The 25,515-nt window shown below is 63.1% G+C and carries 19 protein-coding genes; 14 read left to right on the forward strand and 5 right to left on the reverse strand.

Translation table 11 applies throughout. The annotated features are described in order from the left end of the window. The first annotated feature begins 35 nt into the window (after positions 1–35). From J2X35_RS10480 to rpe, 8 genes are all read left to right on the forward strand, one after another. Positions 36–1,913 carry an extracellular solute-binding protein gene (locus J2X35_RS10480; protein WP_310185116.1) on the forward strand — a complete coding sequence of 626 codons (1,878 nt, stop codon included), beginning with the start codon at positions 36–38 and terminating at the stop codon, positions 1,911–1,913. Beyond that, positions 1,913–3,790 carry an extracellular solute-binding protein gene (locus tag J2X35_RS10485; RefSeq protein WP_310186106.1) on the forward strand — a complete coding sequence of 626 codons (1,878 nt, stop codon included), beginning with the start codon at positions 1,913–1,915 and terminating at the stop codon, positions 3,788–3,790. The genes J2X35_RS10480 and J2X35_RS10485 overlap by 1 nt, the downstream gene beginning before the upstream one ends. A gap of 30 nt (positions 3,791–3,820) precedes the next feature. Then, on the forward strand, positions 3,821–4,927 hold the full coding sequence (locus J2X35_RS10490) for a microcin C ABC transporter permease YejB (protein WP_310185118.1): 1,107 nt from the start codon (positions 3,821–3,823) through the stop codon (positions 4,925–4,927). Further along, on the forward strand, positions 4,927–6,090 hold the full coding sequence (locus J2X35_RS10495) for an ABC transporter permease (protein WP_405023207.1): 1,164 nt from the start codon (positions 4,927–4,929) through the stop codon (positions 6,088–6,090). Before J2X35_RS10490 ends, J2X35_RS10495 begins: the two co-directional genes overlap by 1 nt. Then, on the forward strand, positions 6,087–7,718 hold the full coding sequence (locus J2X35_RS10500) for an ABC transporter ATP-binding protein (protein WP_310185120.1): 1,632 nt from the start codon (positions 6,087–6,089) through the stop codon (positions 7,716–7,718). Before J2X35_RS10495 ends, J2X35_RS10500 begins: the two co-directional genes overlap by 4 nt. Before the next feature lie 67 nt (positions 7,719–7,785). Next, the gene (locus J2X35_RS10505) at positions 7,786–8,727 is read left to right on the forward strand and encodes a glyoxylate/hydroxypyruvate reductase A (RefSeq protein WP_310186110.1); all 942 of its coding nucleotides are present in this window, start codon (positions 7,786–7,788) and stop codon (positions 8,725–8,727) included. A 100-nt stretch (positions 8,728–8,827) separates the two neighbouring features. Further along, on the forward strand, positions 8,828–13,294 hold the full coding sequence (locus J2X35_RS10510; RefSeq protein WP_405023208.1) for a hypothetical protein: 4,467 nt from the start codon (positions 8,828–8,830) through the stop codon (positions 13,292–13,294). A gap of 106 nt (positions 13,295–13,400) precedes the next feature. Then, positions 13,401–14,078 (forward strand): ribulose-phosphate 3-epimerase, encoded by a 678-nt coding sequence (rpe, locus tag J2X35_RS10515; RefSeq protein WP_310185124.1) that lies wholly within the window; start codon positions 13,401–13,403, stop codon positions 14,076–14,078. Positions 14,079–14,106: 28 nt separating this feature from the next. Here the strand turns inward: rpe and nagA are convergent, their stop codons facing one another. From nagA to J2X35_RS10535, 4 genes are read right to left on the reverse strand one after another with little or no spacing between them, the layout of a single operon-like run. After that, positions 14,107–15,261 (reverse strand): N-acetylglucosamine-6-phosphate deacetylase, encoded by a 1,155-nt coding sequence (gene nagA / locus J2X35_RS10520; protein ID WP_310185127.1) that lies wholly within the window; start codon positions 15,259–15,261, stop codon positions 14,107–14,109. Next, on the reverse strand, positions 15,258–16,286 hold the full coding sequence (locus tag J2X35_RS10525; protein ID WP_310185130.1) for an SIS domain-containing protein: 1,029 nt from the start codon (positions 16,284–16,286) through the stop codon (positions 15,258–15,260). The genes nagA and J2X35_RS10525 overlap by 4 nt, the downstream gene beginning before the upstream one ends. Then, positions 16,283–17,071: a GntR family transcriptional regulator gene (locus tag J2X35_RS10530; protein ID WP_310185132.1), complete on the reverse strand. Its 789-nt coding sequence runs from the start codon at positions 17,069–17,071 to the stop codon at positions 16,283–16,285. The genes J2X35_RS10525 and J2X35_RS10530 overlap by 4 nt, the downstream gene beginning before the upstream one ends. Continuing rightward, a complete protein-coding gene (locus J2X35_RS10535) occupies positions 17,068–17,949 on the reverse strand; it encodes an N-acetylglucosamine kinase (RefSeq protein WP_310185133.1) in 882 nt (293 codons plus the stop codon). Before J2X35_RS10535 ends, J2X35_RS10530 begins: the two co-directional genes overlap by 4 nt. 197 nt (positions 17,950–18,146) lie before the next feature. On the opposite strand from J2X35_RS10535, the gene J2X35_RS10540 reads away from it, so the two are divergent. The 6 genes from J2X35_RS10540 to J2X35_RS10565 all read left to right on the forward strand — a co-directional run bounded on the left by J2X35_RS10540 (position 18,147) and on the right by J2X35_RS10565 (position 24,599). Further along, the gene (locus J2X35_RS10540) at positions 18,147–19,103 is read left to right on the forward strand and encodes an N-acetylmuramic acid 6-phosphate etherase (protein WP_310185136.1); all 957 of its coding nucleotides are present in this window, start codon (positions 18,147–18,149) and stop codon (positions 19,101–19,103) included. Between the two features lie 2 nt (positions 19,104–19,105). After that, positions 19,106–20,365, forward strand: coding sequence for an ABC transporter substrate-binding protein (locus J2X35_RS10545; RefSeq protein WP_056114194.1), 1,260 nt, complete (start codon positions 19,106–19,108; stop codon positions 20,363–20,365). Positions 20,366–20,578: 213 nt separating this feature from the next. Continuing rightward, positions 20,579–21,508, forward strand: coding sequence for a sugar ABC transporter permease (locus J2X35_RS10550; protein ID WP_310185139.1), 930 nt, complete (start codon positions 20,579–20,581; stop codon positions 21,506–21,508). Positions 21,509–21,517: 9 nt separating this feature from the next. Further along, complete coding sequence (locus J2X35_RS10555; RefSeq protein WP_310185140.1) at positions 21,518–22,357, forward strand: carbohydrate ABC transporter permease; 840 nt, start codon at positions 21,518–21,520, stop codon at positions 22,355–22,357. Further along, complete coding sequence (locus J2X35_RS10560) at positions 22,354–23,418, forward strand: Gfo/Idh/MocA family oxidoreductase (protein ID WP_310185143.1); 1,065 nt, start codon at positions 22,354–22,356, stop codon at positions 23,416–23,418. Before J2X35_RS10555 ends, J2X35_RS10560 begins: the two co-directional genes overlap by 4 nt. A gap of 182 nt (positions 23,419–23,600) precedes the next feature. Next, entirely contained in the window at positions 23,601–24,599 is a 999-nt protein-coding gene (locus J2X35_RS10565; RefSeq protein WP_310185145.1) for an ABC transporter ATP-binding protein, read from the forward strand. A gap of 26 nt (positions 24,600–24,625) precedes the next feature. Here J2X35_RS10565 and J2X35_RS10570 read toward each other — a convergent pair whose 3' ends face one another. Continuing rightward, positions 24,626–25,471 (reverse strand): fumarylacetoacetate hydrolase family protein, encoded by an 846-nt coding sequence (locus J2X35_RS10570; RefSeq protein WP_310185146.1) that lies wholly within the window; start codon positions 25,469–25,471, stop codon positions 24,626–24,628. Between the last annotated feature and the right edge of the window lie 44 nt (positions 25,472–25,515).

Below are 25,515 nucleotides of genomic sequence, written 5' to 3' on the forward strand. Positions count from 1 at the left end.
GATTGCGCGCCGAAGCTTACTGCAGAGGAAGACGGATGACGGGTTGCCGCAAGCGAAGCATTCTTGGAACGGTCGTTGCCGCTGCCCTGTTGGCCGCTGGTGCAGTCCACGCCCAGGAATGGCACACATCTTCCTCCCTGATCGGCGACTCGAAATATGGCCAGGACTTCCAACGCTACGATTATGTGAACCCGGATGCGCCGAAGGGCGGGACGCTGAATTCGACGGTCACCGGAACGTTCGACAGCTTCAACCCCTACATCGTGCAGGGTTCGCCGGCCGCGGGCCTCGTCGGGTTTGGAGGCGGGCTGCTCTACGATACATTGATGGAACAGGCGACCGACGAAGGCAGCGTCAGCCATCCCCTCGTCGCCGACGCCTATAAATATCCAGACGATTATTCGTCTGCGACTTACCGGCTCGATCCCCGCGCCCGATGGCATGACGGCAAGCCGATTACGGTCGATGATGTCGTCTGGTCCTTCAACGTGCTGAAAGCCAACAGCCCGATGTACAACCGCTATTTCGAGAACGTCACGGAAGCGGTCGCCCTTTCCGACCGCGAGGTCCAGTTCAAGTTCGACCAGAAGGGCAATCGCGAACTGCCGAAGATCATCGGCGACCTCGTGCTACTGCCGAAGCACTGGTGGGAAGGCACGGACGTCAGTGGCAAGAAGCGCGACATCACCAAGCCGACGCTGGAAGTCCCGCTCGGCTCCGCCGCCTACAAGATCAAGAGCTTCAAGCCCGGCGCGGAGATCGTCTGGGAGCGCGTGCCGGACTACTGGGCCGCCAAGCTGCCGGTGAAAGTGGGGCGCGAGAATTTCGACAACCGCCGCTACACCTACTTCCTCGATGAAACCGCGGAATGGCTGGCCTTCACCAAGGGCGGCCTGCAGGACATCAATTCCGAAAACAGCGCCCGCGACTGGATGACCAAGTATACTTTTCCAGCCCTGAAAGCCGGTGACGTGACGAAGAAGGAATTCAAGGCTAACGCACTGGCCCGCATGCAGGGTTTCGCAATGAACACGCGTCGCCCGCTGTTCCAGGACCGGCGCGTGCGCCAGGCGCTTTCTCTTCTCTACCCATTCGACACGATGAACCGCACGATGTCGTTCGGGCTGAATACGCGCATTACCAGCTACTTCATCGGCAGCGAACTTGCTTCCAGCGGCCTTCCGCAGGGCAAGGAGCTGGAAATATTGAACCAGTACAAGGACAAGCTGCCGCCGGAACTGTTCACGCAGGAATGGAAGCTGCCGGCCTTCGACAACTCGCAGGACGAGCGCAAGGTTCTCAAGCAGGCGGTGGACCTTCTGGCCGCCGCGGGCTGGAACATCAAGGACGGCAGGATGGTGAATGCGCAGAGCGGCGCGCCATTCCGATTCGAGGTCCTGGATTCGCGGCAAGGCGCGGAATCGTCGCTGACGCCCTACATCCAGATGCTTCGCAAGATCGGCATCGAGGCGACGCTGCGTTTTGTCGATCCGTCCCAATATGTGAATCGTCTTAGCGATTTCGACTTCGACATGACGACGGTCGTGCTGGCCCAGTCGGATTCGCCGGGCAACGAGCAGCGCGACTTCTGGTCGTCCAAAGCTGCGGATTCGCCAGGGTCGCGCAACTATGAGGGGATCAAGGATCCGGTTATCGACGCGCTGGTGGAGCGTGTGATCTTCGCGACGAACCGGGACGACCTGGTGACGGCGACGCATGCCCTCGACCGCGTTTTGCTGTGGAATTTTTACGTCGTGCCGCAACTGACCCGGCCCGACGTCTGGCTCGCCTCGTGGAACAAGTTCGGCGTGCCGGACAAGCAGCCGACCTATGTCGGCCCCGACATCGAATCCTGGTGGATCGATCCGGAGAAAGAAAAGGCGCTCGCGGCCAAGTACAAGAGCGGCAATTGATGGTTGGTTTGGCGCGGCTGTCCCGCAGGAACGTCATCGCGCTTGGTGGGGCGGCGGCGACGGCCGCATTCCTGCCGGGCAGGCTCTTCGCCAGCAGCCCGGCCGGTGTTAGGCTGCATGGCCTGTCGGCGTTCGGCGAGCTCAAATATCCGGTCGATTTCCAGCAATTCGACTATGTGAACGTCGATGCGCCCAAGGGTGGGACCTTCAATTTCGGTCCGTCGCAATGGGTGTTCAACCAGAACCCCAACACGTTCAACACGCTGAACAGCTTCGTGCCCAAGGGCGACGCCCCGCCGCGCATGGAAATGTGCTTCGACAGCTTGATGGTCAGCGCCCTGGACGAACCGGACTCCATCTACGGGCTGGTAGCGGAAGCGGTGACGATTTCGCCGGATCACAACAGCTTCGTGTTCGCGCTGCGGCCCGAGGCGCGCTGGCATGACGGTTCGCCGCTGACGGCCGAAGATGCCGCCTTCACGTTCAATCTTTTCAAGGATCAGGGGCACCCCGACCTCTCGCTGCCGCTCAAGGAGCTGACCAAGGCCGTCGCGGTAGACAAGACAACATTGCGGCTGAGTTTTTCAGGAAAGCAGTCCGATCGCACCATACTGGATGTCGCAATTTTTCCGATCCTGTCGAAAGCTTATTTCGCCAAGGTCCCCTTCGACGGCTCGCGCATGGAAGCGCCGCTCGGCTCCGGTCCCTACAAGGTCGGGCTGATGCGGCCTGGGCAGACGATCGAGCTGGAACGGGTGGCCGATTACTGGGGCAAGGATTTGCCGGTCAATCGCGGCGCCAATAATTTCGACAAGCTGCGCATCGAATTCTACGGCGACCGGCAAGCGGCTTTCGAGGCGTTCAAAAAGGGTCAGGTACATTTCCGCGAGGAAGCGACGTCCCGGGTCTGGGCGACTGGATACGATTTTCCGGCGCTCACCGCCGGCAAGGTGGTGAAACGCGAATTTCCTTCGGAAAAACGCCCTCTCCTGTATGGCACCGCCATGAACCAACGGCGCGAACGGTTCAAAGACGTGCGCGTGCGGCGCGCGATTTCGCTCTGCTTCGATTTCGAATGGACCAACAAATCGCTGTTCTACGGCCTCTACGACCGCGCCCAGTCCAACTTCGAGAAGTCGGACTTCAAGGCGACAGGCGTCCCCTCGCCAGAGGAGTTGGCATTGCTGAAACCGCTGCGCGACAAACTGCCGTCTGAAGTCTTTGGCGAAGTCAATATCTTACCCGCCTCGGACGGCAGCGGCCGCGACCGGAAACTGCTGCGTGAATCGCAAAGGCTGATGACCGAGGCGGGCTGGAAGCGATCCGGCCCGTTCTTCCAGAATGCAGCCGGCGAAACTTTCAAGGCGGAAGTCCTTGTTCACGATGACGACCTTACGCGCATTTACGCTCCCTGGGTGGAGAACTTGAAGGCCGTCGGCTTCGACGCCTCGATTCGTCTCGTCGAATCGGCGCAGTATCAGGAAAGACAGGCCAGTTTCGATTTCGACATGATCGCCATGGCATTGCTGTTCTCGCCGACCCCCACACGGGAGGGCATGGACGGCGTCTTCCATTCGCGCTCGGCCAGTCTGCAGGGGTCGCGCAACCTGCCCGGCATAGCGGATCCTGCGGTCGACGCGCTGGTAGAGGCAATAGATAAAGTCCAGGACCGCGCCGCTCTTATAACGGTGCTGCGCGCGCTCGATAGGGTCTTGCGCGCGCGCCTGGACTGGATTCCAAGTTGGTATTCGGCGAATCACCGCGTGGCCTTCTGGGACATGTTCGGCTTCAAGGAACCGAAACCGGACTATGGCTTCGCGATGGAAGCACTGTGGTGGTTCGACAAGGACAAGGCGGCGAAGATTGGCAAGGCCTGATATTCCGGTTCGAACAGGGGCTGCTTCCTGATGGGCGCCTATATACTGCGCCGCATTCTCCTGATGATCCCGACGCTGTTCGGCATCATGGCGATCTCCTTCGCCGTCATCCAGTTCGCGCCCGGCGGACCGGTCGAGCAGGTCATCGCCAATCTGACCAACCAGGGCGGTGACAGCGGCGACCGGCTTGGCGGCGGAGGCGGTGGCGACCTTGCCGGCGGCGGCTTCGATGCCTCGGGCGGCGACGTCAACAGCAAATACCGCGGCGCGCAGGGTCTTGACCCGGAATTCATCGCCAAGCTGGAAAAGCAGTTCGGCTTCGACAAGCCGCCGCTCGAACGCTTCGGCATGATGCTGTGGAACTATCTGCGCTTCGATTTCGGCGACAGCTATTTCCGCGACGTTTCGGTGGTCGACCTCATTCTCGAAAAGATGCCGGTCTCGATCTCGCTCGGTCTGTGGATCACGCTGATCTCCTATCTGATCTCGATTCCCCTCGGCATCCGCAAGGCGGTGCGCGACGGCTCCGGCTTCGACGTCTGGACCAGCGGCATCGTCATCGTCGCCTACGCCATCCCTGGCTTCCTGTTCGCCATCCTGCTGATGATCCTGTTCGCCGGCGGCTCGTTTTACGACTGGTTTCCGCTGCGCGGCCTCACCTCGGACAATTGGGACCAGCTTTCCTGGCCGGCGCGCATCCTCGACTATTTCTGGCACCTGACGCTGCCGCTGACGGCGATGGTATTGTCCGCCTTTGCCACCACGACGCTTTTGACCAAGAATTCCTTTCTCGAGGAAATCCGCAAGCAATATGTCGTCACGGCGCGGGCCAAGGGCCTTTCGGAAGGTCGGGTGCTTTACGGACACGTCTTCCGCAACGCCATGCTGATCGTCATCGCCGGTTTCCCGGGCGCGTTCATCTCGGCCTTCTTCACCGGCTCGCTGCTGATCGAAAACATCTTCTCGCTCGATGGCCTCGGCCTGCTCGGTTACAAGTCCATCGTCGCCCGCGATTATCCGGTGGTGTTCGCCAACCTTTACATCTTTTCGCTGATCGGCCTGTTCGTCAGCCTCGTCTCCGACCTCACCTACACCTGGATCGATCCGCGCATCGATTTCGAACGCCGGGAAGTGTGATGTCGGACATCCAGATGAAAGCGGCGGTCGAGACGGAGCGCGAGGAAATCGGCCGCGAAACGAAAAGGGCCTGGCTTTCGCCGCTCAACCAGCGCCGCTGGGCCAATTTCAAGGCCAACCGGCGAGGCTACTGGTCGCTGTGGATTTTCCTCATCCTGTTCGTGCTGACGCTGTTCTCGGAGTTCATTGCCAACGACAAGCCGATCCTTGCCTATTACAAGGGCGAAATCCTGTTTCCGGTTCTGGTCGCCTATCCGGAAGAAAAATTCGGCGGCTTCTACGCTGTCGCGGACTACCGCGATCCGGTGATCCGCGACGAGATCGAGGCCAATGGCTGGATGATCTGGCCGCCGATCCGCTATTCCTACCGGACGGTCAACAACGCCGTTCCCGAAGCAGCGCCGGCAAAGCCGTCCTGGCTCTATGACAAGGACAAGCGCTGCGCCCAGTATCCGCAGAAGGCCGCCGACCCTGAATGCGTGGTCGGCAACTGGAACTGGCTCGGCACCGACGACCAGGCGCGCGACGTCTTGGCGCGCGTCATCTACGGTTTCCGCATCTCGGTGCTGTTCGGCCTGATCCTGACGGCAGGTTCTGCCCTGATCGGCGTGTCCGCCGGCGCGATCCAGGGCTATTTCGGCGGCTGGACCGATTTGATCTTCCAGCGCTTCATCGAGATCTGGTCGGCGATCCCGGTGCTCTACCTGCTGCTCATCGTCGCCGCGATCCTGCCGCCCGGTTTCTGGATATTGTTGGGGCTGATGCTGCTGTTTTCCTGGGTCGCCTTCGTTGGCGTCGTGCGGGCCGAATTCCTGCGCGCCCGCAACTTCGAATATGTCAACGCGGCGCGGGCGCTCGGCGTGCCCAACCGCACCATCATCTTCCGGCATCTCCTGCCGAACGCCATGGTGGCGACGCTGACCTTCCTGCCGTTCATCCTCAACGGCTCGATCTCGACGCTGACCTCGCTCGACTTCCTCGGCTACGGCCTGCCACCAGGGTCCGCCTCGCTCGGCGAATTGCTGAAGCAGGGCCAGCGCAACCTCAACGCGCCGTGGCTCGGCTTCTCCGGCTTCCTCGTCATCTCGCTCATGCTGTCGCTGCTGATCTTCATCGGCGAAGCGACGCGCGACGCTTTCGACCCAAGGAAAACGTTCAAGTGAGCGAAGCTCCCCTCCTCTCTGTCCAGGACCTGTCCGTCGCCTTCGAACAAGGCGGCAAGGCTTCGCTTGCGGTCGACCGGATATCCTTCGACATCGCCAAGGGAGAGACGCTGGCGCTGGTGGGCGAATCCGGCTCGGGGAAATCGGTTTCGGCGCTTTCGGTGCTGAAGCTTTTGCCCTACCCAACTGCCAGCCATCCGTCCGGCAAGATCGTCTTCGACGGCAAGGACCTTCTTTCCCTTAATGAAAAGGAACTGCGCAAGGTCCGCGGCAACAAGATCACCATGATCTTCCAGGAGCCGATGACTTCGCTGAACCCGTTGCATACAATCGAGCAGCAGGTCGTCGAGGTGCTGAAACTGCATCGCGGCATGGGCGACCGGCAAGCGAAGGCGCGCACGCTGGAGCTTCTCAACGAGGTCGGCATCCGCGACCCGGAAAAAAGACTTTCAGCTTACCCGCATCAGCTTTCCGGCGGCCAGCGCCAGCGCGTGATGATCGCCATGGCGCTCGCCAACGAGCCGGAACTGCTGATCGCCGACGAGCCGACGACGGCGCTCGACGTCACCGTGCAGGCGCAGATTCTCGAGCTGCTGGCCAATCTCAAGAAGAAAAACGGCATGTCGATGCTGTTCATCACTCACGACCTGGGCATCGTGCGCAAGATCGCCGATCGCGTCTGCGTCATGACCAAGGGCAAGATCGTCGAAACCGGCATCACCAAGGAAATCTTCGCCAACCCGCAGCATGAATACACCCGCCATCTGCTGGCCGCCGAGCCGAAAGGCAAACCACCGACCGCCGACGAGACGGCGAAGCCGGTGATGACGGGCGAGGACATCAAGGTCTGGTTCCCGATCAAACAGGGCTTCTTCCGCCGCACTGTCGATCATGTGAAGGCCGTGGACGGCATCGACATCACCGTGCGCGCCGGCCAGACAGTCGGCGTCGTCGGCGAATCCGGTTCCGGCAAAACGACGCTCGGCCTGGCGCTGTCGCGGATGATTTCGTCAGAGGGCGAAATCCGCTTTAACGGCCGCGACATCAACGAACTGTCCTTCAACGCCATGCGGCCATTGCGGCGTGAACTGCAGATCGTTTTCCAGGACCCTTATGGTTCGCTCAGCCCGCGCATGTCGGTGGCCGAGATCATCGAGGAAGGCCTGAAAATCCACGAGCCGAAACTGTCGGCACAGGCACGAGACCACCGCGTCGTCGATGTGCTCAATGAGGTAGGCCTCGATCCGGCAACGCGTTTCCGTTACCCGCATGAGTTTTCCGGCGGGCAACGCCAGCGCGTCGCCATCGCACGGGCAATGGTGCTCAATCCGCGCTTCGTCATGCTGGACGAACCGACCTCGGCCCTAGACATGAGCGTTCAGGCGCAAGTGGTCGACCTGCTGCGCAATCTGCAGGCCAAACACAACCTCGCCTACCTGTTCATCAGCCACGATTTGAAGGTGGTGCGCGCGCTGGCCAACCATGTCATCGTCATGCGCAATGGCAAGATCGTCGAGGCAGGAGCCTCCGAGGATATTTTTGGCAATCCGCAAACCGACTATACAAGGGCGCTGATCTCGGCTGCGTTCCGCATCGAAACCGCGCCTGTAGACGTGGTCAGCCAGTAGCATTCCGATGCAGGAGGAGACCAGGCACATGCCAGCCGCGGACAGCTCGGAAGATAGCCGGCCACCAATTGAGCGCGGCCGCGTGCTTTTGTCGGTCACCGGTTTCCATCCGCAGCGCTGGCATGATCTGCTGTCGGCCGAGCGCGAGGTGGTGACGGAACCGGACGGACCAGCCGATCCCTCCATTCACTATGCCGTGGTGTGGAAGCAGCGGCCGAACGTGCTCTCGTCATTGCCCAATCTGCGCGTCATCTTCTCGATCGGCGCGGGCGTCGACCACATCTTCGCCGATCCGACGGTGCCGGACGTACCCATCGTCAAGATCGTCGCCGACAATCTGAGCCAACACATGGCGGAATATGTGGTTTGGCGCGTTCTCGACCACCACCGCCAGGGCATGCTCTACAGGGCGCAGCAGCCGAAGAAGACCTGGCATGAACCGCCCCAGCGGTCGGCGCAGGATATTTCGGTCGGCATCATGGGACTGGGAACGCTTGGGCGGGCCTGTGCCTCGGCCTTGCTTCCGCTCGGCTTCACCGTGAATGGCTGGTCGCGCACTGACCGCCCGCTGCCGGGCGTCTCGACCTTCGCAGGCGAGGCTGGACTTATCCCCTTCCTCAATGCCACCGATATTCTTGTCGTCCTCCTGCCGTTGACCTCGGCGACGCAAGGCATCGTCAATTACGGCCTGCTCAAGCAGTTGCGCAGGCGTAACGGCCTTGGCGGCGCGGTGCTGATCAACGCCGGCCGCGGCCGGCTGCAGAAGGATGCCGACATCTTGCGGGCGCTGGATGACGGCACGTTGAAGGAGGCCAGCCTCGATGTCTTCGAGGTCGAACCGCTGCCCAAAACCAGCCCGCTGTGGAGCCATCCGAAAGTGTTCGTGACGCCGCACGCGGCGGCAACCTCGGATCCTTCGCATCTGGCGCCGATCATGCTGCGCCAGATGGCCGCCTTCGAACGCGGCGAGCCGTTGCAGAACCTCGTCAACCGCGAAGCCGGTTACTGATCCGAAGGTTCGGCCCCGAATATATTTCCGTGAACCTTCCATCCACCCGCCACGACTGACTGTCTGAAGCCATCAGGCGTTTCAGCGGGAGGAGCGGGACATGAACAGGACAATGGAACGCGGACAGCTCACCAAACGGCCTTGGGCCACATGGCACAACCTTGGCGACAATCACGACGCGTTCGGCTTTCCGCTGGTTCCGTTGACCGGCTCCAACGCCCGGCGTATCGTGAGGCCGAGGGACATTTGCGGTTTGAATACGGGAGAGAGTGCCGGAACAGCGCGGCTGGTTTCCTGCGGTGCGTCCATCCCGGCAGTTGATCCCACAGACAACGGAAGATGTCCCGTGCCTTGTGACGGCGAACGCCCGGTCCCACACCTCCCAGCCCGCCTGGCGCGCATTCGCCAGAGCTTCCGGTTTGCCGCAGGCTTGGCGGCTCTGACGGCCGGCCTCTGGTTCTCGCCCGCTCAAGCGCAGGACGCGCAGACACAGATCATCTACCCCGGCTCCATGGCTGTGACCGGCTTTGCCGGAACGACCATTCCCGGCATCGAAAACGGCCTGCCGCCCGGCGTCGATCCCGTCGACGAGACATTCATCGACACCGGCCTTGCGACATTGCGCGTCTTCGACCCATCCAGTCTCGGCGGTCCGGCGTCAGGCCAACTCGTCAGCACGCCACCGCCCTTTGAGGTTACAGCCGGACAGATCGGGCAAGTGTTCGGCCTCACTTATGACGACGGCATGCGCGACGGCCTGCCGTCAGACGTTCCCAATCTCTACGCCGGTGCTACGTCGCTGCACGGCTTGCGCATCGTCACCCCGGACGCCGACGGAGACGGCCGGCCGGAGCGGCAGCGGCGCGGCGCTGCGGACGCGGTCTTCATGGACGGACAGTTCGGCGAGGAGAATGGCGGCGGCCCTGGCACAATCTGGAAGATCGACGGCATCAGCGGTACGGTCAGCAAACTCGCCGACATCGACGGCAACAGCGGACCAGGCATCGGCGATGTCACGTTCGACGGAAAACATCGCCAGTTCTTCGCATCCGACCTCGACAATGGCCTGATCCACCGCATCGGCGCCGACGGCAATCTCCTCGACACATTCGATCATGGCGTCGCCGGACGGCAGGGGGAAGACCTCGAGGCCGTCGCCGACGACGGCGCTGTGATGGATATTCGCAATCCCGTCTTCGACAGCGAGGACCCGGAAAGCTGGGGCTATACACAGGACCAGCGGCGCGTCTGGGCCGTCGCCTACCGTTCCGGCCGGCTCTATTATTCCGTCGGCGAAGAGGCCGAAATCTGGTCGGTCAGCATCACCGAGAACGGCGGCTTCGGCACCGATCCGCGCCGTGAACTCACGGTGAAGGCTGAGCGCGACCAAGCCGTCACCGACATCGCCTTCGGCAGCGACGGCGCGCTCTATCTGGCGCAGCGCGGCCCTCTCGAGAACCGCTACGACTACAGCCAGTTCGCCGATTCCGGCAAAGGCGAGGTGCTGCGCTACGTCCGCGAGACGCCGGACGATCCGGCCACCGAAAGCGCCTGGGTCGAAAGCCCGCAGAGCTACGCCGTCGGTTTTCCGGAAGGCCACCGACAGGCCGCCGGCGGGCTCGACCTGCAATATGGCTATGACCGCGACGGTAATCTCGATACCAATGCCTGCGCCGCCACGCTGTTGGCAACCGGCGACAAGCTGCGCGACAATCCTGCCTATGCCGAGCGCCTGGCGGCAGGCGGCCCGCTGGCGGTGCATGGCGTCCAGATCACCGGAACCGAGAATATCCGCCCTGCCAACGAACCGCCCTTCGCCTCATGGTTCGTCGATTTCGACGGTTATTTCGAAGACCCACAGATGGAAGGCCAGGTTGGCGACGTCGAGGTCTGGCGTCCGTGCCAGGGCAGCGGCGACGTCTATGACGAAACGCTGGAGGGCTTCCTGCCCTTCTACCCGCCTTACATACCGCCCGGCATCGACCTGCCGTTCTGTGAACCCGGCCATAAGCGACCCGACCCGCAGCGACCCGATCCGCGGCGGCCACAGACGCATGCCGTGCCGACGCAAGGCGAACCGGGACGCGACCGGCAGGTGGACTGCCGCCAGCGTGAACCGGACCTGAAGATAGAAAAGCGCGCCGATGTGAAGCGCTGCACGATCGCCGGCGGCTGCGCCTTCACGATCACTGTCACGAATGTCGGCGAGGCGCCCTATCATGGGGCGATCGTGCTCGACGAGGTGACCATGCCGGCCGGCTCGACGCTCGATGCCGGACCGAATCCGCCGTGGACCTGTGCGCCCGCGACAAGCCCGATGAGTTGCACGCATCCGGAAACGACGCTCAATCCGGGCCAGTCCGTCGATCTCAGCCTGAGCTTCAAGCCGGCAGCCGGCTGGCAGGGACGCACTTTCGCCAACTGCGCGCGCTTCGACTATCGGGGCAGCAACAAGACCTATTTCGGCCGCACGGAAAACGACCGCGCCTGCGCCCGCATTCCGCTTTGCCAGCGCGGCGACCGCGACAAGAACTGCCGCCCGCCACCGGAGAAGAAGGCCGACCTGATCCTGAAGAAGCGCGCCCGCAGTCCTGTCTGCACGGCGGAAGGCGTTTGCACCTTCATCATCGACGTCATCAACAACGGCTCGACAACCTATAGCGGACCGCTGACGGTGGCCGATTCCTACCCCACCGGCGCGCCTTCGTCCTCGACTTTTGGGCCGACGCCGCCCTGGACCTGCGGACCCAACGGGCTCAGCCAGTTCCGTTGCGACCACCCGGGCATTGTACTGCCTCCGGGTGCTTCCACATCGATCGGCGTCAAGGCCATCATGCCGGCTGGCTACCAGCGCGACATCGTGCAGAACTGCGCCGAGGTGAAAGCCATTGGCGGCGAGACCGACCTCACCAACAACAAGGCATGCGCCACGGCGCGCTTCCGCCGCCCGAACGGCGAAAAGCCGGCGCTGCGCATCACCAAGCAGTGCAACAACGCAGCGAATGGCGGCGCGACGGTGTCGTGCCGAATTGCTGTCGTGAATGCCGGCACGGTCACGCCTGCCGGCTCCATTCGCGTGGACGATGCCGCGACCCTGATCGGCTCCGGCAATCCGGTCCAGATCCAGAACGTCACACCGGACGGCGTAGAATGGTCATGCGGCGGTGTGCCGTCGGCCAACCTGTCGTGCAAAATTCCCGGCGAGGTGCTGACACCCGGGGCCAGCCGTCATTTCGACGTCACGGTCGCAGGCCTCGCCGAATTCGAGAACTGCGCGCGGGCCACCCAAGGCCCAGCGCCGGGAGACGACATCGTCTACCCAATCGGCAAAGCCTGCGCCAAGGGCGGCGGTGTTCGGCAAGCGCCGATACGCGTCGAAAAGACCGGCGACGCCGAATGCCGCGTCGGCCAACCCTGCAGCTTCCGCATCACCATCGCCAACGATGGCGACAGCGCTTTCTCCGCGCCGATGCGGGTCGGCGATGCCATCGGCATCAATGGCGCCGACCGGCTGGAGGGCGTAACGGTGAAATCCATCTCGCCTCCCTTCGGCTGCGACGCCGAACCGACCACGCTGCCGCTCTCCTGCATTGCCAACCTGTCGCTCGATCCAGGCCAGAGCCGCTCGCACTCCGTCACCATCGTTATTCCGGATGCCGGCCCGCTGACGGCGATGGAGGGCCGGATACCGGCGCAGAATTGTGTCGGCGTCGTCTCGCCGGAGACGCCGGTGCGCGGCGGTGTGGTGCTCGGCCGCGGCGCGGACGGCAGCGGCAAGGCCTCTGCCTGCCATGACTTCACCATCGTCAAGGACAGCAAGAAACCTGAACCGCCACGCACGCCTCCGGGCGACGACGCCTGCCCGGCAACATTCGTGATGAGCCCTTCGGGCACCTGCACGTGCCCGACCGGCGCGACCTTCCGCAACGGACAATGCTCCGGCGGTCCCGTCGATCAACCGCAACCTGAACAGCCCAGGCCGGAAAGGCCTAAGCCTATCGACCCGCAACCCGAACAATGCGTGCTGCTGAAAGGCCAAATCCGCACCGGTGCAGGCGAATGCGTCTGCCCGCGCGGCACGCAGTTGCTGAACGGCGCTTGCCGTACGCCGGAAAAAAAGACACCGGAAAAGCCGCCTGTGCGCCTATGCAAGCTGCTGCCGGGCCAGATCCGGACCCAGGCCGGTGACTGCGTCTGCCCGCGCGGCAGCGAGTTCAATGGCAAGCGCTGCGTGTCGGCCAAGAAACCGGTGCTGGAATGCGACATCCGTGGGCAGATCCGCACCAAACGCGGATCCTGCGTCTGCCCGCGCGGCATGGAAGTGGTTCGCGGCTCATGCCGGCCGGCCCGGCAGCTCGAATGCCCGGAAGGAACCGTCGCCCGCGGCGGTCGCTGCATCCTGCTCAGGCAACGGGACTGCCCGCGCGGCATGATCGGAGAATATCCGGACTGCTTCGAGCCGCGGCGGCCGATTTTCGAGTTCGAGCCACGGATGATCGAACCTTTCATCCCGCGCGGCGGTGACATACGCCGCCGCCCAGGCCGGAGCGACAATTTCCAGAGATAGTCGAACCCAGGACCTTCGCCTCTCTTCTCCCGGGAGGCGAAGAAATTTCGGTCGACAACCGGCGTTCCTCTAGCTAGGCCGGAGACCTGTAGAAAGAGGCATCGGCATGACCGGCAAGACACTGATTGCGCCATCCGTCCTGGCGTCGGATTTCTCGAAGCTGGGAGACGAGGTCGAGGCAATCGCGGCCGCGGGCGCCGACTGGATCCACCTCGACGTCATGGACGGGCATTTCGTGCCGAACATCACCTTCGGCCCGCCGGTCATCAAGGCGATCCGCAGCCGCACCGACAAGTTCTTCGACTGCCATCTGATGATCGCGCCGGCGGATCCTTATCTGGCCGCCTTCGCCGAGGCCGGCTGCGACGGCATGACGGTGCATGCCGAGGCCGGGCCGCATCTCGACCGCTCGCTGCAGACCATCAGGAACCTCGGAAAGAAAGCCGGCGTATCGCTCAATCCAGCGACGCCTGAATCGGCAATCGAATATGTGCTGGACCGGCTCGATCTCGTGCTGATCATGACGGTGAATCCCGGCTTTGGCGGCCAGGCTTTCATTCCCTCCATCGTCGATAAGGTGAAGCGGGTGAAGGCGATGATCGGCGCGCGGCCGATCCGCATCGAGATCGATGGCGGCGTCACGGCCGAGACGGCGCCGCTGGTGACAGCAGCCGGAGCCGACGTGCTGGTGGCAGGCGCGGCGATCTTCAAGGGCGACAGCGTCGAGGCTTATCGGAAAAACATCGAGGCGATCCGATCGGCGGCGGACAGGGCAGCGGTCTAGAGTCCTCCCTTGTTGGAAACGTAAGCTTTCAGCCGACGACCCTTTCACCACCGATCCAGACGCCCTTGACCTCCAGATCGTCCGACAGGGCGACGACGTCGGCCGCCGTGCCGTTCGCGAACCGGCCGATCCGGTGCGACTGGCCCACCGCTTCGGCTGGATAGAGCGAGGCCATGCGCAAGGCATCCGTCAAATCCTTGCCCTGCAGCCGTGTGATGAAGCGCACGGCGGAGATCATGTCGAGGTCGGCCCCAGCCAACGTGCCGTCGGCCAGCGTCAGGCGCCCGTCCTTGCGGTGGATGGTGCGGCCGTTAAGCGTGAACGAAGTCATGTCGGTGCCGATGGTGGCCATGGCGTCGGTGACGAGGAAAATTTTGCCCGGACCGATTTTGGCGCGCATGGCAATCTCTATCGTGGAAAGATTGACATGGATGCCATCCGCGATCAGGCCAGCCGAAAGACGCCCATCGTCAATCGCCGCGCCGGCAAGGCCCGGCTCGCGGTTGCCGATCTGGCTCATGGCGTTGAACAGATGCGTCACCATCGATGAACCGGCGGCTGCGTAGGTGACAGCGGTCTTGTAGCTGACGTCCGAATGGCCGAGACTGACCACGATTCCCGCCTGCGCCAGCGCGGCAACCTGTTCGACGGTCGCGGATTCCGGCGCGACGGTGGTGAGCAATACCGGCAGTTGTTCCCGCGCCGCGATCAGTGCGGCTTGATCGGCGGCGGTCATCGGTCGAATCAATTTGGGATCGTGCGCGCCCTTGCGGCCGATCGAAAGGTGCGGCCCCTCCAGATGCAGGCCAAGAAAGCCCGGCACCTTCTGTCGCGCAGCTTCAGCGCCGGCTGCGACGGCGCTGGCCGTGATCTCCGGCGTATCGGTGATCAGCGTCGGCAGCAGCGACGTCGTGCCGAACGGTGCGTGCGCGCGGCAGATCGTCCCGATGCCTTCAACCGATGGGTGGTCGTTCAACATGACGCCGCCGCCGCCATTGACCTGAAGATCGACGAAACCCGGCGCCAAGATCCCGCCGATCTCAAGGCGTTCGACGTCCGGCTGCACGGCCGCTTCCGGCAGGATGGCCTCGATCAGGCCGTCGCGCATGACCAGCGCAGCGCCTTCGTGCCAATCATCGCCGTCGAAAATCCGGGCGCCGGTCAAGGCGAAGGGCGCTCTCATATCGTCTCCGTCACCTTCCGCAGATTGGGCGGAGTATCCGGATCGAGGCCTCGATGGCGGGCAAAGGCTTCGATGAAGGCATAGAAGGACACAACGAGCGGCAACGGGTCGGTCAGCGGGTGACCGGTGGCGACGAACGGAAGCGAAATGGCCTTCTTCGCGCCGTCGCTGGTGATGAAGGAGGCCGCACCCTTGCCGGCGAGGTCATCCGCCGCTTCGGCGACCGACCGGTGCGATGCGTCCCGCGCCGCCAGCGTCAGCACGGGAAAGCCCGGCCCGACCAGAGCCAGCGGCCCGTGCATCACCTCGGCGGCGCTATAGGCCTCGGCATGCATGGCGCAGGTTTCCTTGAACTTCAGCGCCGCTTCGCTGGCGATGGCGTAGGACGGACCCCGACCGAGCACGAACAGCGAGCCGTGGTTCGCCAGCGCCCCGGCCAGCGCCATCCAGTCGCAGTCGATGGCCTTTTCGAAATGCTGCGGCAGTTGCCTGAGCGCCGCCAACAGGCTTGTGTCTTGCGTGCAATGCGCCATCAAGGCGAGCCCTGCCAGCGCCGAGTTGACGAATGTCTTGGTCGCGGCGACGCTGCGCTCCGGGCCGGCGAGAATGTCGATGGCATGGTCGCAGGCCGAGGCCAGCGGCGACCCGGCTGTGTTGGTCAGCGCGACGGTCAGCGCCCCGCGGGAGCGCGCGCTTTCAGCCATGGCGACGATGTCAGGACTTTTTCCGGATTGCGATATCGCAAGGCAGGCCGAACCGTTCAGCCTCAGCTTCGCGCCATAGATGGAGGCGATCGACGGTCCCACCGAGGCGACAGCCAGCCCGGCGGTCAGCTCGACGGCGTATTTGATGAAGGTAGCGGCGTGGTCGGACGAACCGCGCGCCACGCTGATGATGAAGTTCGGATCGCGGGCGCGGATATCGCGGCCGGCGGCGGTCAGCGCCGGTCCTGAACCGTCGAGAAGGCGAGCCACTGCTTGCGGAATTTCCTCGATCTCGCGCCGCATATGGGTCTTGGCCGTCATGAGCGCTCCCCGTTGCCGTCGCTTGCAACACCGAGGCGCAGTTCGGCGACGAAGTCATAGGCATCGCCGCGATAGATGGAGCGGGTGAACTCGATCACCTTGCCGCTGCCGAGATAGGAGATGCGCTCGATGCGCAAAGTGGCCGAGCCTGCCGGCACTTCGAGCAATTGCGCATCGCTTTCGCCGAGATTGGCGGCGGATATGCGTTGCACCGCCCTGACCGGCCGGTTGCCGGTGGTCTCAAGCACCGCATAGAGCGAGGTCGCGACGGCGCCGGGATCAGGCAGCACGCTGGCCGAAATGGAGGCACGCTCGATAGCGAGCGGCGTATCGTTGGCGATGCGCAGGCGCGCGACGCGCGCGACCAGTTCGCTCGATGCAAGGCCGAGAACCATCATCTCTTCCGGCGACGGCGCATAGAGGCCGCGGTCCAGCCACTGCGACCGCACCGCCATGCCGCGGCGCGCCATGTCCTCGGTGAAGGAGGTCAGCCGCGACAGCGACTGTTCGACACGCTCCATGCGCGGCGCAACGAAGGTGCCGGAACCGTGCCGTTGCACCAGGATGCCGCCCTTGACCAGGTCCTGGACAGCCTTGCGCACGGTGACGCGGGATATATCCGCCTTGCTGGCGATATCGCGTTCGGAAGGGAGGGCATCGCCAGGTCCGATCACGCCGCGGTTGACGGCGTCCTCGATGCTCCGCCGCAATTGCAGATAGAGTGGCGCGCCGCTCTGCTGCGACTGCTTCAAACCTGAGAAGATGCTATCGGCAGCTTCGCTCATGGAGCGACCTCCGCCGCATCGGTAAACAAGCGCACAGCCATGCGCACCGCGCCGCCCAGCGCATCGTCCAGCGGTGGCTTCAGCAATGCCTGATAACGCGGCGAAAGGCGCAAGGCGTAAAGCGGAGCCAGCCCGCCGAGCAAGCACAAGGGATCGCCGTCACGCAGATCGAGCACGCCGAGCGCCGCCTCGACATCGTCTACCGCCTTGCCTACGATCCAGTTCGCCACCGCATCGCCTGCCGCCGCGCGCTCGAAAACCTTGGGCGCGAAGCCGCCGAAATCGCCCGGCTTGGCATTGGTGGTGAATTCGACCAGGTCCTCGGGATTGCCGCGGAACACTGCCAGCATCTCGTCCGTCAGCGGCGAGGCGGCGCGAATGCCATCATGGGCCAGCAGCGTCTGTTCGAGAAGATCGCGGCCGATGCGGGCGCCGCTGCCCTGATCGCCGACCTGAAAGCCCCAGCCGCCAATGGCACGTGAACTGCCATTCTTGCGCGCCATATAGGCCGTGCCGGTGCCGAGAATGGCCATTGCGCCATCGCCGCCGCCGACGGCGCCTTCCAGGGCAATCTCGGCGTCGGTCTCGACCCGGCTTTTGCTGAAAGGCAGTATCGTCTCCAACTGCTGGCGATAGGTGCCGACATTGGCCCCGGCGAGCCCCAGAACGGCCGGCGTCGCTTCGATCAATTCCGGCGTGTGGCCGGCGGCAAGAAATGCCTGCCGCGCCGCCTCGACGATGTTGTCTCGCGCGCCGGTGAGATCGGTGCGTATATTGGCGGCCCCGCTCTTGGCGCGGGCCAGAATCCGGCCGTCAGGAGTGGCCAGAGCCGCCCTGCAACTGGTGCCGCCGCCGTCGATGCCGAGCACGAAATCCAAATTGGAGTCTCCTCGATTTCACCATACCAATAAAATACCAATTGACCAAGGATTAATTTCCACTGACAAACGGTTAAGATTTATCTCGTTGAAAGTCATCATTTTTTCTAACTTTCATCCTTGGCTGTTCGAAAACTCGTTAATGCGTGTGGACAAGTGGTATTTTTTTGGTATTGTCTTTCATTCGGAGGAAACAGATGGCGGAACCGCGCACAGAAGCGCAGCACAGGAATGCTCCCGGGCTCGACGCCCAGGCTCCCGACGCCATCCTGCGGTCGCTGGCCGACGCGCAGATTGAAGCCGCCGCCACCGTGCGCGACGCCATTCCCGCCATCGCACAAGCCGCCGCCATCGTTGCCAATTGCCTGGGCGCCGGCGGCAGGCTCGCCTATGCGGCAGCCGGAAGTTCGGGGCTGATGGCGCTGGCCGATGCGCTGGAATTACCCGGCACGTTCGGCCTCGAGCGCGAGCGCATCTCGATATTGCTGGCCGGCGGCGACGAGGCGCTCCGCACCCTTGCAGGGGCCGCCGAGGATGACACGGAAGGAGCGAAGGAGGCTGTTGCATCGGCATCGATCGGCGCGGGCGATTGCCTGATTGCCGTCTCCGCCAGCGGCTCGACGCCTTACGCCTTGCAGGCGCTTGAAGAAGCCCGACGGCGCGGTGCGGCCACTATCGCCATCGCCAACAACGCCGATGCAGCGCTGTTCAAGCAAGCCGACGTCGCCATTCTCCTGAAGACCCCGCCGGAAGTCATCGCCGGCTCGACCCGCATGGGCGCCGGCACGGCGCAGAAGATCGCGCTCAACATGCTGTCGACGCTGGCCGCCATCCATCTCGGCCATGTGCATGACGGCTACATGGTCAATCTGACCGCGGACAACATCAAGCTGCGCGACCGCGCCACACGCATCGTCGCGTCGGTCAGTGGCCGCAGCCATGATGAGGCTTCTCGCCTGCTTGAGAAAAGCGGTGGCTCCGTCAAGGCCGCCATCCTTTTGGCAGCGGGTGCGACCGATGCCGATACGGCACACAAAATGCTGGACCAAAGCGGCCAGAAGCTCAGGCCGGCCCTGTCCGCAATCGAGGGGAGGATGCAAACCACCCCCAACCGTTTCAAAGCCGAACCTGAAAAAGGTCAATTGGGAGACTGAAAATGAAGACGAAGCTCTTTACCGCCCTTCTTCTGGGTTCGAGCGTGCTTGGCGCTGCCGGCACCGCTCATGCCCAGGACGTGACGCTGAACATCGAAAGCTGGCGCAACGACGATCTCGCCATCTGGCAGGAGAAGCTGATCCCGGCTTTCGAAGCCAAGAATCCCGGCATCAAGGTCGTGTTCTCGCCGTCGGCCCCAACCGAGTATGATGCCGCGCTCGGCGCCAAGCTTCAGGCAGGTTCGGCCGGCGACCTGATCACCTGCCGCCCGTTCGACAAGTCGCTCGACCTCTACAACAAGAAGAACCTCGCCGACCTGACCACGCTGCCCGGCATGGAGAACTTCTCCGATGTCGCCAAGGCGGCCTGGACCACGGACGACGGCAAGGCGAATTTCTGCGTGCCTATGGCCTCGGTCATCCATGGCTTCATCTACAACAAGGACGCTTTCGACAAGCTCGGCATCAAGGTGCCGCAGACGCGTGACGAGTTCTTCGCAGCGCTCGACAAGATCAAGGCCGACGGCACCTACGTGCCGATGGCGATGGGCACCAAGGACCTCTGGGAAGCCGCGACCATGGGCTATCAGAACATCGGTCCAAACTACTGGAAGGGCGAGGAAGGCCGTCTGGCGCTTATCAAGGGCGAGCAGAAACTGACTGACGCCGACTGGGTCGCTCCCTATGCCGAACTGGCGAAATGGAAGCCCTATCTGGGCGACGGCTTCGAGGCACAGACCTATCCCGACAGTCAGAACCTGTTCACGCTCGGGCGCGCCGCTATCTATCCGTCCGGCTCATGGGAAATCTCGGTGTTCAACACGCAGGCGCAGTTCAAGATGGGCGCCTTCCCGCCGCCGGTCGAAAAGGCCGGCGACACCTGCTACATCTCCGACCACAACGACATCGGCATGGGTTTGAACGCCGCCTCCAAGAACGCTGACGCGGCGAAGAAATTCCTCACCTGGGTCGCCTCGCCAGAATTCGCCACCATCTACGCCAACGCGCTGCCCGGCTTCTTCAGCCTGAACTCCTCGCCGGTGAAGATGGAAGACCCGCTGGCGCAGGAGTTCGTCTCGTGGCGCGAGAAGTGCAAGCCGACGATCCGCTCAACCTACCAGATCCTGTCGCGCGGCACGCCGAACCTCGAGAATGAGACCTGGGTGGAATCGGCAAATGTGATCAATGGCACCGATACGCCGGAAGCCGCAGCCAAGAAACTGCAGGACGGTCTCGACGCCTGGTACAAGCCGGCTAAGTAAGAGCACGTTGCTCTCCCCCTTTTGGGGAGGACCGAGCTTGCGAGGTTTTTGACGCGGGCGGGGGTGATCGAAGCAGCGCTCCACGCTGACCTACCCCAGCCCTGCTCTCAATCTTCGCTCCGCTACGATTGCTCCCCGCCCTCCCCTCAAAGGGGAGGGTGTGCCGGCCCAGCGGACGCGGCTAATCTCCAACTTCTCAACAGGCTCGCATCCATGGCCGCAACAGCATCACCGAAAAAACCGTTCCGCTGGCACATCCTCGTGTTCTTGGCGCCGGCGGTGCTGGTCTACACCGCGATCATGATCCTACCGCTGGCCGGCACGCTGCAGCTTTCCCTGTTCCGCAACATCGAGCAAAGCCAGACCTTCGTCGGCCTGCAGAATTTCCGCACCCTGTTCGGCGACCCGAACTGGTCGGCTGGCTTCTGGAACGCGCTGCGCAACAATGTATGGTTCTTCATCGTCCATATGCTCGTGCAAAATCCGATCGGCATCCTGCTGGCGGCGCTTCTGTCCAGCCCGCGCCTGCGCTTCTCCACCTTCTACCGCACGGCCATTTTCGTACCGACTGTGCTTTCCTTCGTCGTTGTCGGCTTTGCCTGGAAGCTCATCCTGTCGCCGCTCTGGGGCGTGGCGCCAAACCTGCTCGACCTGATCGGCCTGAAGAGCCTGTTCACGCCATGGCTCGGCAAGGAAGCCTATGCGCTGACCACGCTGGCCCTGATTTCCGTATGGCAGTTCGTCGGCATCCCGATGATGCTGATCTATGCAGCCCTGCTGTCGATCCCGGATGAAGTGATCGAGGCGGCCGAATGCGACGGCGTGACTGGCTGGTCGCAATTCTGGAAGATAAAGCTGCCGCTGATCCTGCCGGCCATCGGCATTATTTCGGTGCTCACCTTCGTCGGCAATTTCAACGCCTTCGACCTGATCTACTCGGCGCAAGGCGCGCTTGCCGGCCCCAACTACTCGACCGATATTCTTGGCACCTTCCTCTACCGCGCCTTCTTCGGTTTCCAGCTCCAGGTCGGTAATCCCAATATGGGTGCGGCAATCGCGACGATGATGTTCCTGATCATCCTCGCCGGCGTGTGCATCTATCTGTTCCTCATCCAGACGCGCCTGCGTCGCTACCAGTTCTGAGGGGGTAGGATGAGCCGCGCCACTGCTTCCCTTCCACGCTCGGTTGCCGCCCATGCGATCCTGATCCTCTATACGATCATCGCGCTGTTTCCGGTCGTGCTGATCATCGTCAATTCGTTCAAGTCGCGCGCCGCCATCTTCCGCACGCCGCTGATGCCGCCGACAGGCACGACGTTCGACCTCGTCGGCTACGCCACGGTGGTGAACCAGGGCGACTTCCTTCTCTATTTCCAGAACAGCATCGTCGTCACGGTCGCGTCGCTGTTCTTCGTGCTCCTGTTCGGCGCCATGGCGGCCTTCGCCTTGTCGGAATACCGCTTTCGCGGCAACACGCTGATGGGGCTCTATTTGGCGCTCGGCATCATGATCCCGATCCGGCTGGGCACCGTGGCGATCCTGCAGATGATGGTCGCCGGCGGACTGGTCAACACGCTGACGGCGCTGATCCTGGTCTATACGGCGCAGGGGCTGCCGCTCGCCGTGTTCATCCTGTCGGAGTTCATGCGCGGCGTCTCCGACGACCTCAAGAACGCCGGCCGCATCGACGGCCTGTCCGAATACACGATCTTCTTCCGCCTCGTGCTGCCGCTGGTGCGGCCATCCATGGCGACCGTCGCCGTCTTCACCATGATCCCGATCTGGAACGATCTCTGGTTCCCGCTCATCCTGGCACCGTCGGAAAGCACCAAGACTGTGACGCTGGGCGCGCAGCTTTTCCTCGGCCAGTTCGTCACCAACTGGAACGCCGTGCTTGCGGCGCTGTCGCTCGCCATCCTGCCGGTGCTCGTTCTTTACGTCATCTTCTCGCGGCAACTGATCCGCGGCATCACGTCAGGAGCGGTGAAATGAGCATGTCGCTGACCCCCCTGCGCGTCGTCGTTGCCGGGCTCGGCAATATGGGCCGCAGCCATGCGCTGGCCTATCACGAGAATCCGGGCTTCGAGATCGCCGCGCTGGTGAACCGTTCGGACGTGCCGTTGCCGGGCGGTCTGTCCGGCCAGGAAATCCGCCGTTCCTTCGACGACGCTATCGCCGCCGAAAGACCCGATGTCGTCGCCATCGCCACCTATTCGGACAGCCATGCGGACTATGCGGTGCGCGCACTGGAAGCCGGCTGCCACGTCTTCGTCGAGAAGCCGCTGGCCACGACGGTCGCCGATGCGCAGCGCGTCGTCGATGCAGCGAAGGCTAACGGCAAGAAGCTGGTCGTCGGCTACATATTGCGCCATCACCCATCATGGATGCGGCTGATCGCGGAGGCCCGCAAACTCGGCGGCCCCTATGTCTTCCGCATGAATTTGAACCAGCAATCCTCTGGCGCAACATGGGGCACGCACAAGCAACTGATGCAGACGACCTCGCCGATCGTCGACTGCGGCGTGCATTATCTCGATGTCATGCTGCAGATCACCGATGCCCGGCCGGTGGAAGTGCGTGGCATGGGCGTGCGGCTGTCCGGCGAGATCGCGTCGGACATGTACAATTACGGCCATCTGCAGGTGCTGTTCGAGGACGGCTCGGTCGGCTGGTACGAGGCCGGCTGGGGTCCGATGATTTCGGAAACCGCCTTCTTCGTGAAGGACGTCATCTCGCCGAAGGGTTGCGTGTCGATCGTCATGGCCGAAGGCGTAAAGTCCGACGACATCGATACACATACGAAAACCTCGACCATAAGGCTGCACAGCGCGACGACCGGACCGGATGGGAAATTCGCCAATCCGGACGAGCTTCTGTCTATGAAGGGTGAACCCGGCCATCAGGAACTGTGCGACGCCGAACAAGCCTTTCTGCTCAAGGCTATCCGCGAGGACATCGACCTGACCCGCCACATGGACGACGCGGTGAAGTCGCTGGCCGTGTGTCTGGCGGCGGACGAGAGCGTGCGGACCGGCAAGGCGGTGCGGCTGTGAGGGAGATGCGCCTCACCCTCCCCCTTGTGGGGAGGGTCGACGAGCAAATGAAGCGAAGCGGAGATTTGCGAGACGGGGTGGGGATATGAAACTTGCGAGCAGCAGATGCGGGATCAAAGGCACACCCCACCCGGCTCACTGCGTTCGCCACCCTCCCCACAAGGGGAGGGTAGGAGGCTGAAATGGGCTCGCTGAAAATCGAGAATGTGCAAAAGTCCTTCGGCAAGGTGGATGTGCTGAAAGGCATCGACCTGACCGTCGAGGATGGCGAGTTCGTCGTCTTCGTCGGGCCGTCCGGCTGCGGCAAGTCCACGCTGCTGCGGGTCATCGCCGGTCTGGAGGACTCTTCCTCCGGTCGCGTGCTGATTGACGGTGACGATGTCAGCGCCACGCCGCCGGCCAAGCGCGGCATCGCCATGGTGTTCCAGACCTATGCGCTCTACCCGCACCTGACCGTGCGTGACAATATGGGCCTTGGCCTCAAGCAGGCCGGCGAAGCGGCGAGCGAGATCGACCGGCGCATCGGCATTGCCTCGTCGATGCTGTCGCTGGAGCCCTACCTCAAGCGCCGGCCGGCGGAACTGTCAGGCGGCCAGCGCCAGCGCGTCGCCATTGGCCGCGCCGTCGTGCGCGAGCCGAAGCTGTTCCTGTTCGATGAACCGCTGTCGAACCTCGACGCGGCTCTCAGGGTCAACACGCGGCTGGAAATCGCCCAACTGCATCGGCGGCTGAAGGCAACGATGATCTATGTCACCCACGATCAGGTCGAGGCGATGACGCTGGCCGACAAGATCGTGGTGCTCAACGGCGGACGCATCGAGCAGGTCGGAAAGCCGATGGAGCTCTACAATGCACCGGCAAACGAATTCGTCGCCGGTTTCATCGGCTCGCCGAAGATGAATTTCATCGACGGCGGGCGGCTGGGCGAGACGGCGAAAACGATCGGCGTCCGTCCGGAGCACATCACGGTGGACCCGAAGAAGGGCAGTTGGAAGGGCACAGTGGTGCATGCCGAACATCTCGGCGCCGACACCAACCTCTATCTCGACTGCGAAAAGACCGGGTTGATCACGGTGCGCATTTTCGGCGTCTACGATGCCGAGCCCGGCGCGACGCTTTATGCAACGCCGGACCCGACGAAGACTTATCGGTTCGATGCGGATGGGAAGGCTATCAAGTAAGCTTGGCGCACCCGTGCGGAGAGCGCCTACCCGTCCGCCCTGATGTTCTGTTTCTGCGTGCCCAGTCCTTCGATGCCGAGTTCGACGACATCGCCGGCCTTGAGGAAGCGTTGCGGCTTCATGCCCAACCCGACGCCGGGCGGCGTTCCGGTCGAGATAATGTCGCCGGGCTGCAGGCTCATGAACTGGCTGAGATAGGAGACGAGATGCGCCACGCCGTAGACCATGGTCTTCGTCGAGCCGTTCTGCATGGTCTCGCCATTGACCTTCAACCACATTGCAAGGTTCTGCGGGTCGGCGACCTCGTCCTTGGTCACCAGCCATGGACCGGTCGGACCGAACGTGTCGCAGCTCTTCCCCTTGGTCCACTGCCCCTGCCGCTCGGCCTGGAAGGCGCGCTCCGACACGTCGTGGGCAACGCAGTAGCCGGCGACATAGTCCAGCGCCTCGGCTTCGGAAACGTACTTCGCCGTCTTGCCGATGACGACGCCGAGTTCGACCTCCCAGTCGGTCTTGACCGAACCGCGCGGGATCAGCACGTCGTCGTCGGGGCCGACGATGGCCGAAGTCGCCTTCATGAAGATGATCGGCTCGGACGGCACGGTGGCGCCGGTCTCGGCGGCATGGTCTGAATAGTTCAACCCGATGCAGATGAATTTTCCCGTACCCGCCACACACGGACCGAGACGTGGCTTGCCGTCGACCTTGGGCAGCGAGGCGGAATCGAGCGCCGCCAGTTTCGCCAGGCCCTCAGGTGAGATGCCCGCGCCGCCGATGTCAGCCACTTTGCCGGACAGGTCGCGGATCGACCCCTCGGCGTCCAGGAGGCCGGGTTTTTCCGAACCGGGTTCGCCGTAGCGCAGAAGTTTCATATTTTGTCTCCCTGATTACGGCCGAGAAGCCGTTTGAAAACTCG

This window comes from Mesorhizobium sp. BE184 (assembly GCF_031457045.1).
Lineage (GTDB): Bacteria > Pseudomonadota > Alphaproteobacteria > Rhizobiales > Rhizobiaceae > Mesorhizobium.

Excerpts from the sequence above, each read along its gene's own strand:
- J2X35_RS10480 (WP_310185116.1), top strand. The coding sequence starts at position 36 with ATGACGGGTTGCCGCAAGCGAAGCATTCTTGGAACGGTCGTTGCCGCT.
- J2X35_RS10485 (WP_310186106.1), top strand. The coding sequence starts at position 1,913 with ATGGTTGGTTTGGCGCGGCTGTCCCGCAGGAACGTCATCGCGCTTGGT.
- J2X35_RS10490 (WP_310185118.1), top strand. The coding sequence starts at position 3,821 with ATGGGCGCCTATATACTGCGCCGCATTCTCCTGATGATCCCGACGCTG.
- J2X35_RS10495 (WP_405023207.1), top strand. The coding sequence starts at position 4,927 with ATGTCGGACATCCAGATGAAAGCGGCGGTCGAGACGGAGCGCGAGGAA.
- J2X35_RS10510 (WP_405023208.1), top strand. The coding sequence starts at position 8,828 with ATGAACAGGACAATGGAACGCGGACAGCTCACCAAACGGCCTTGGGCC.
- rpe (WP_310185124.1), top strand. The coding sequence starts at position 13,401 with ATGACCGGCAAGACACTGATTGCGCCATCCGTCCTGGCGTCGGATTTC.
- nagA (WP_310185127.1), bottom strand. The coding sequence starts at position 15,261 with ATGAGAGCGCCCTTCGCCTTGACCGGCGCCCGGATTTTCGACGGCGAT.
- J2X35_RS10525 (WP_310185130.1), bottom strand. The coding sequence starts at position 16,286 with ATGACGGCCAAGACCCATATGCGGCGCGAGATCGAGGAAATTCCGCAA.
- J2X35_RS10530 (WP_310185132.1), bottom strand. The coding sequence starts at position 17,071 with ATGAGCGAAGCTGCCGATAGCATCTTCTCAGGTTTGAAGCAGTCGCAG.
- J2X35_RS10540 (WP_310185136.1), top strand. The coding sequence starts at position 18,147 with ATGGCGGAACCGCGCACAGAAGCGCAGCACAGGAATGCTCCCGGGCTC.
- J2X35_RS10545 (WP_056114194.1), top strand. The coding sequence starts at position 19,106 with ATGAAGACGAAGCTCTTTACCGCCCTTCTTCTGGGTTCGAGCGTGCTT.
- J2X35_RS10550 (WP_310185139.1), top strand. The coding sequence starts at position 20,579 with ATGGCCGCAACAGCATCACCGAAAAAACCGTTCCGCTGGCACATCCTC.
- J2X35_RS10555 (WP_310185140.1), top strand. The coding sequence starts at position 21,518 with ATGAGCCGCGCCACTGCTTCCCTTCCACGCTCGGTTGCCGCCCATGCG.
- J2X35_RS10560 (WP_310185143.1), top strand. The coding sequence starts at position 22,354 with ATGAGCATGTCGCTGACCCCCCTGCGCGTCGTCGTTGCCGGGCTCGGC.
- J2X35_RS10565 (WP_310185145.1), top strand. The coding sequence starts at position 23,601 with ATGGGCTCGCTGAAAATCGAGAATGTGCAAAAGTCCTTCGGCAAGGTG.
- J2X35_RS10570 (WP_310185146.1), bottom strand. The coding sequence starts at position 25,471 with ATGAAACTTCTGCGCTACGGCGAACCCGGTTCGGAAAAACCCGGCCTC.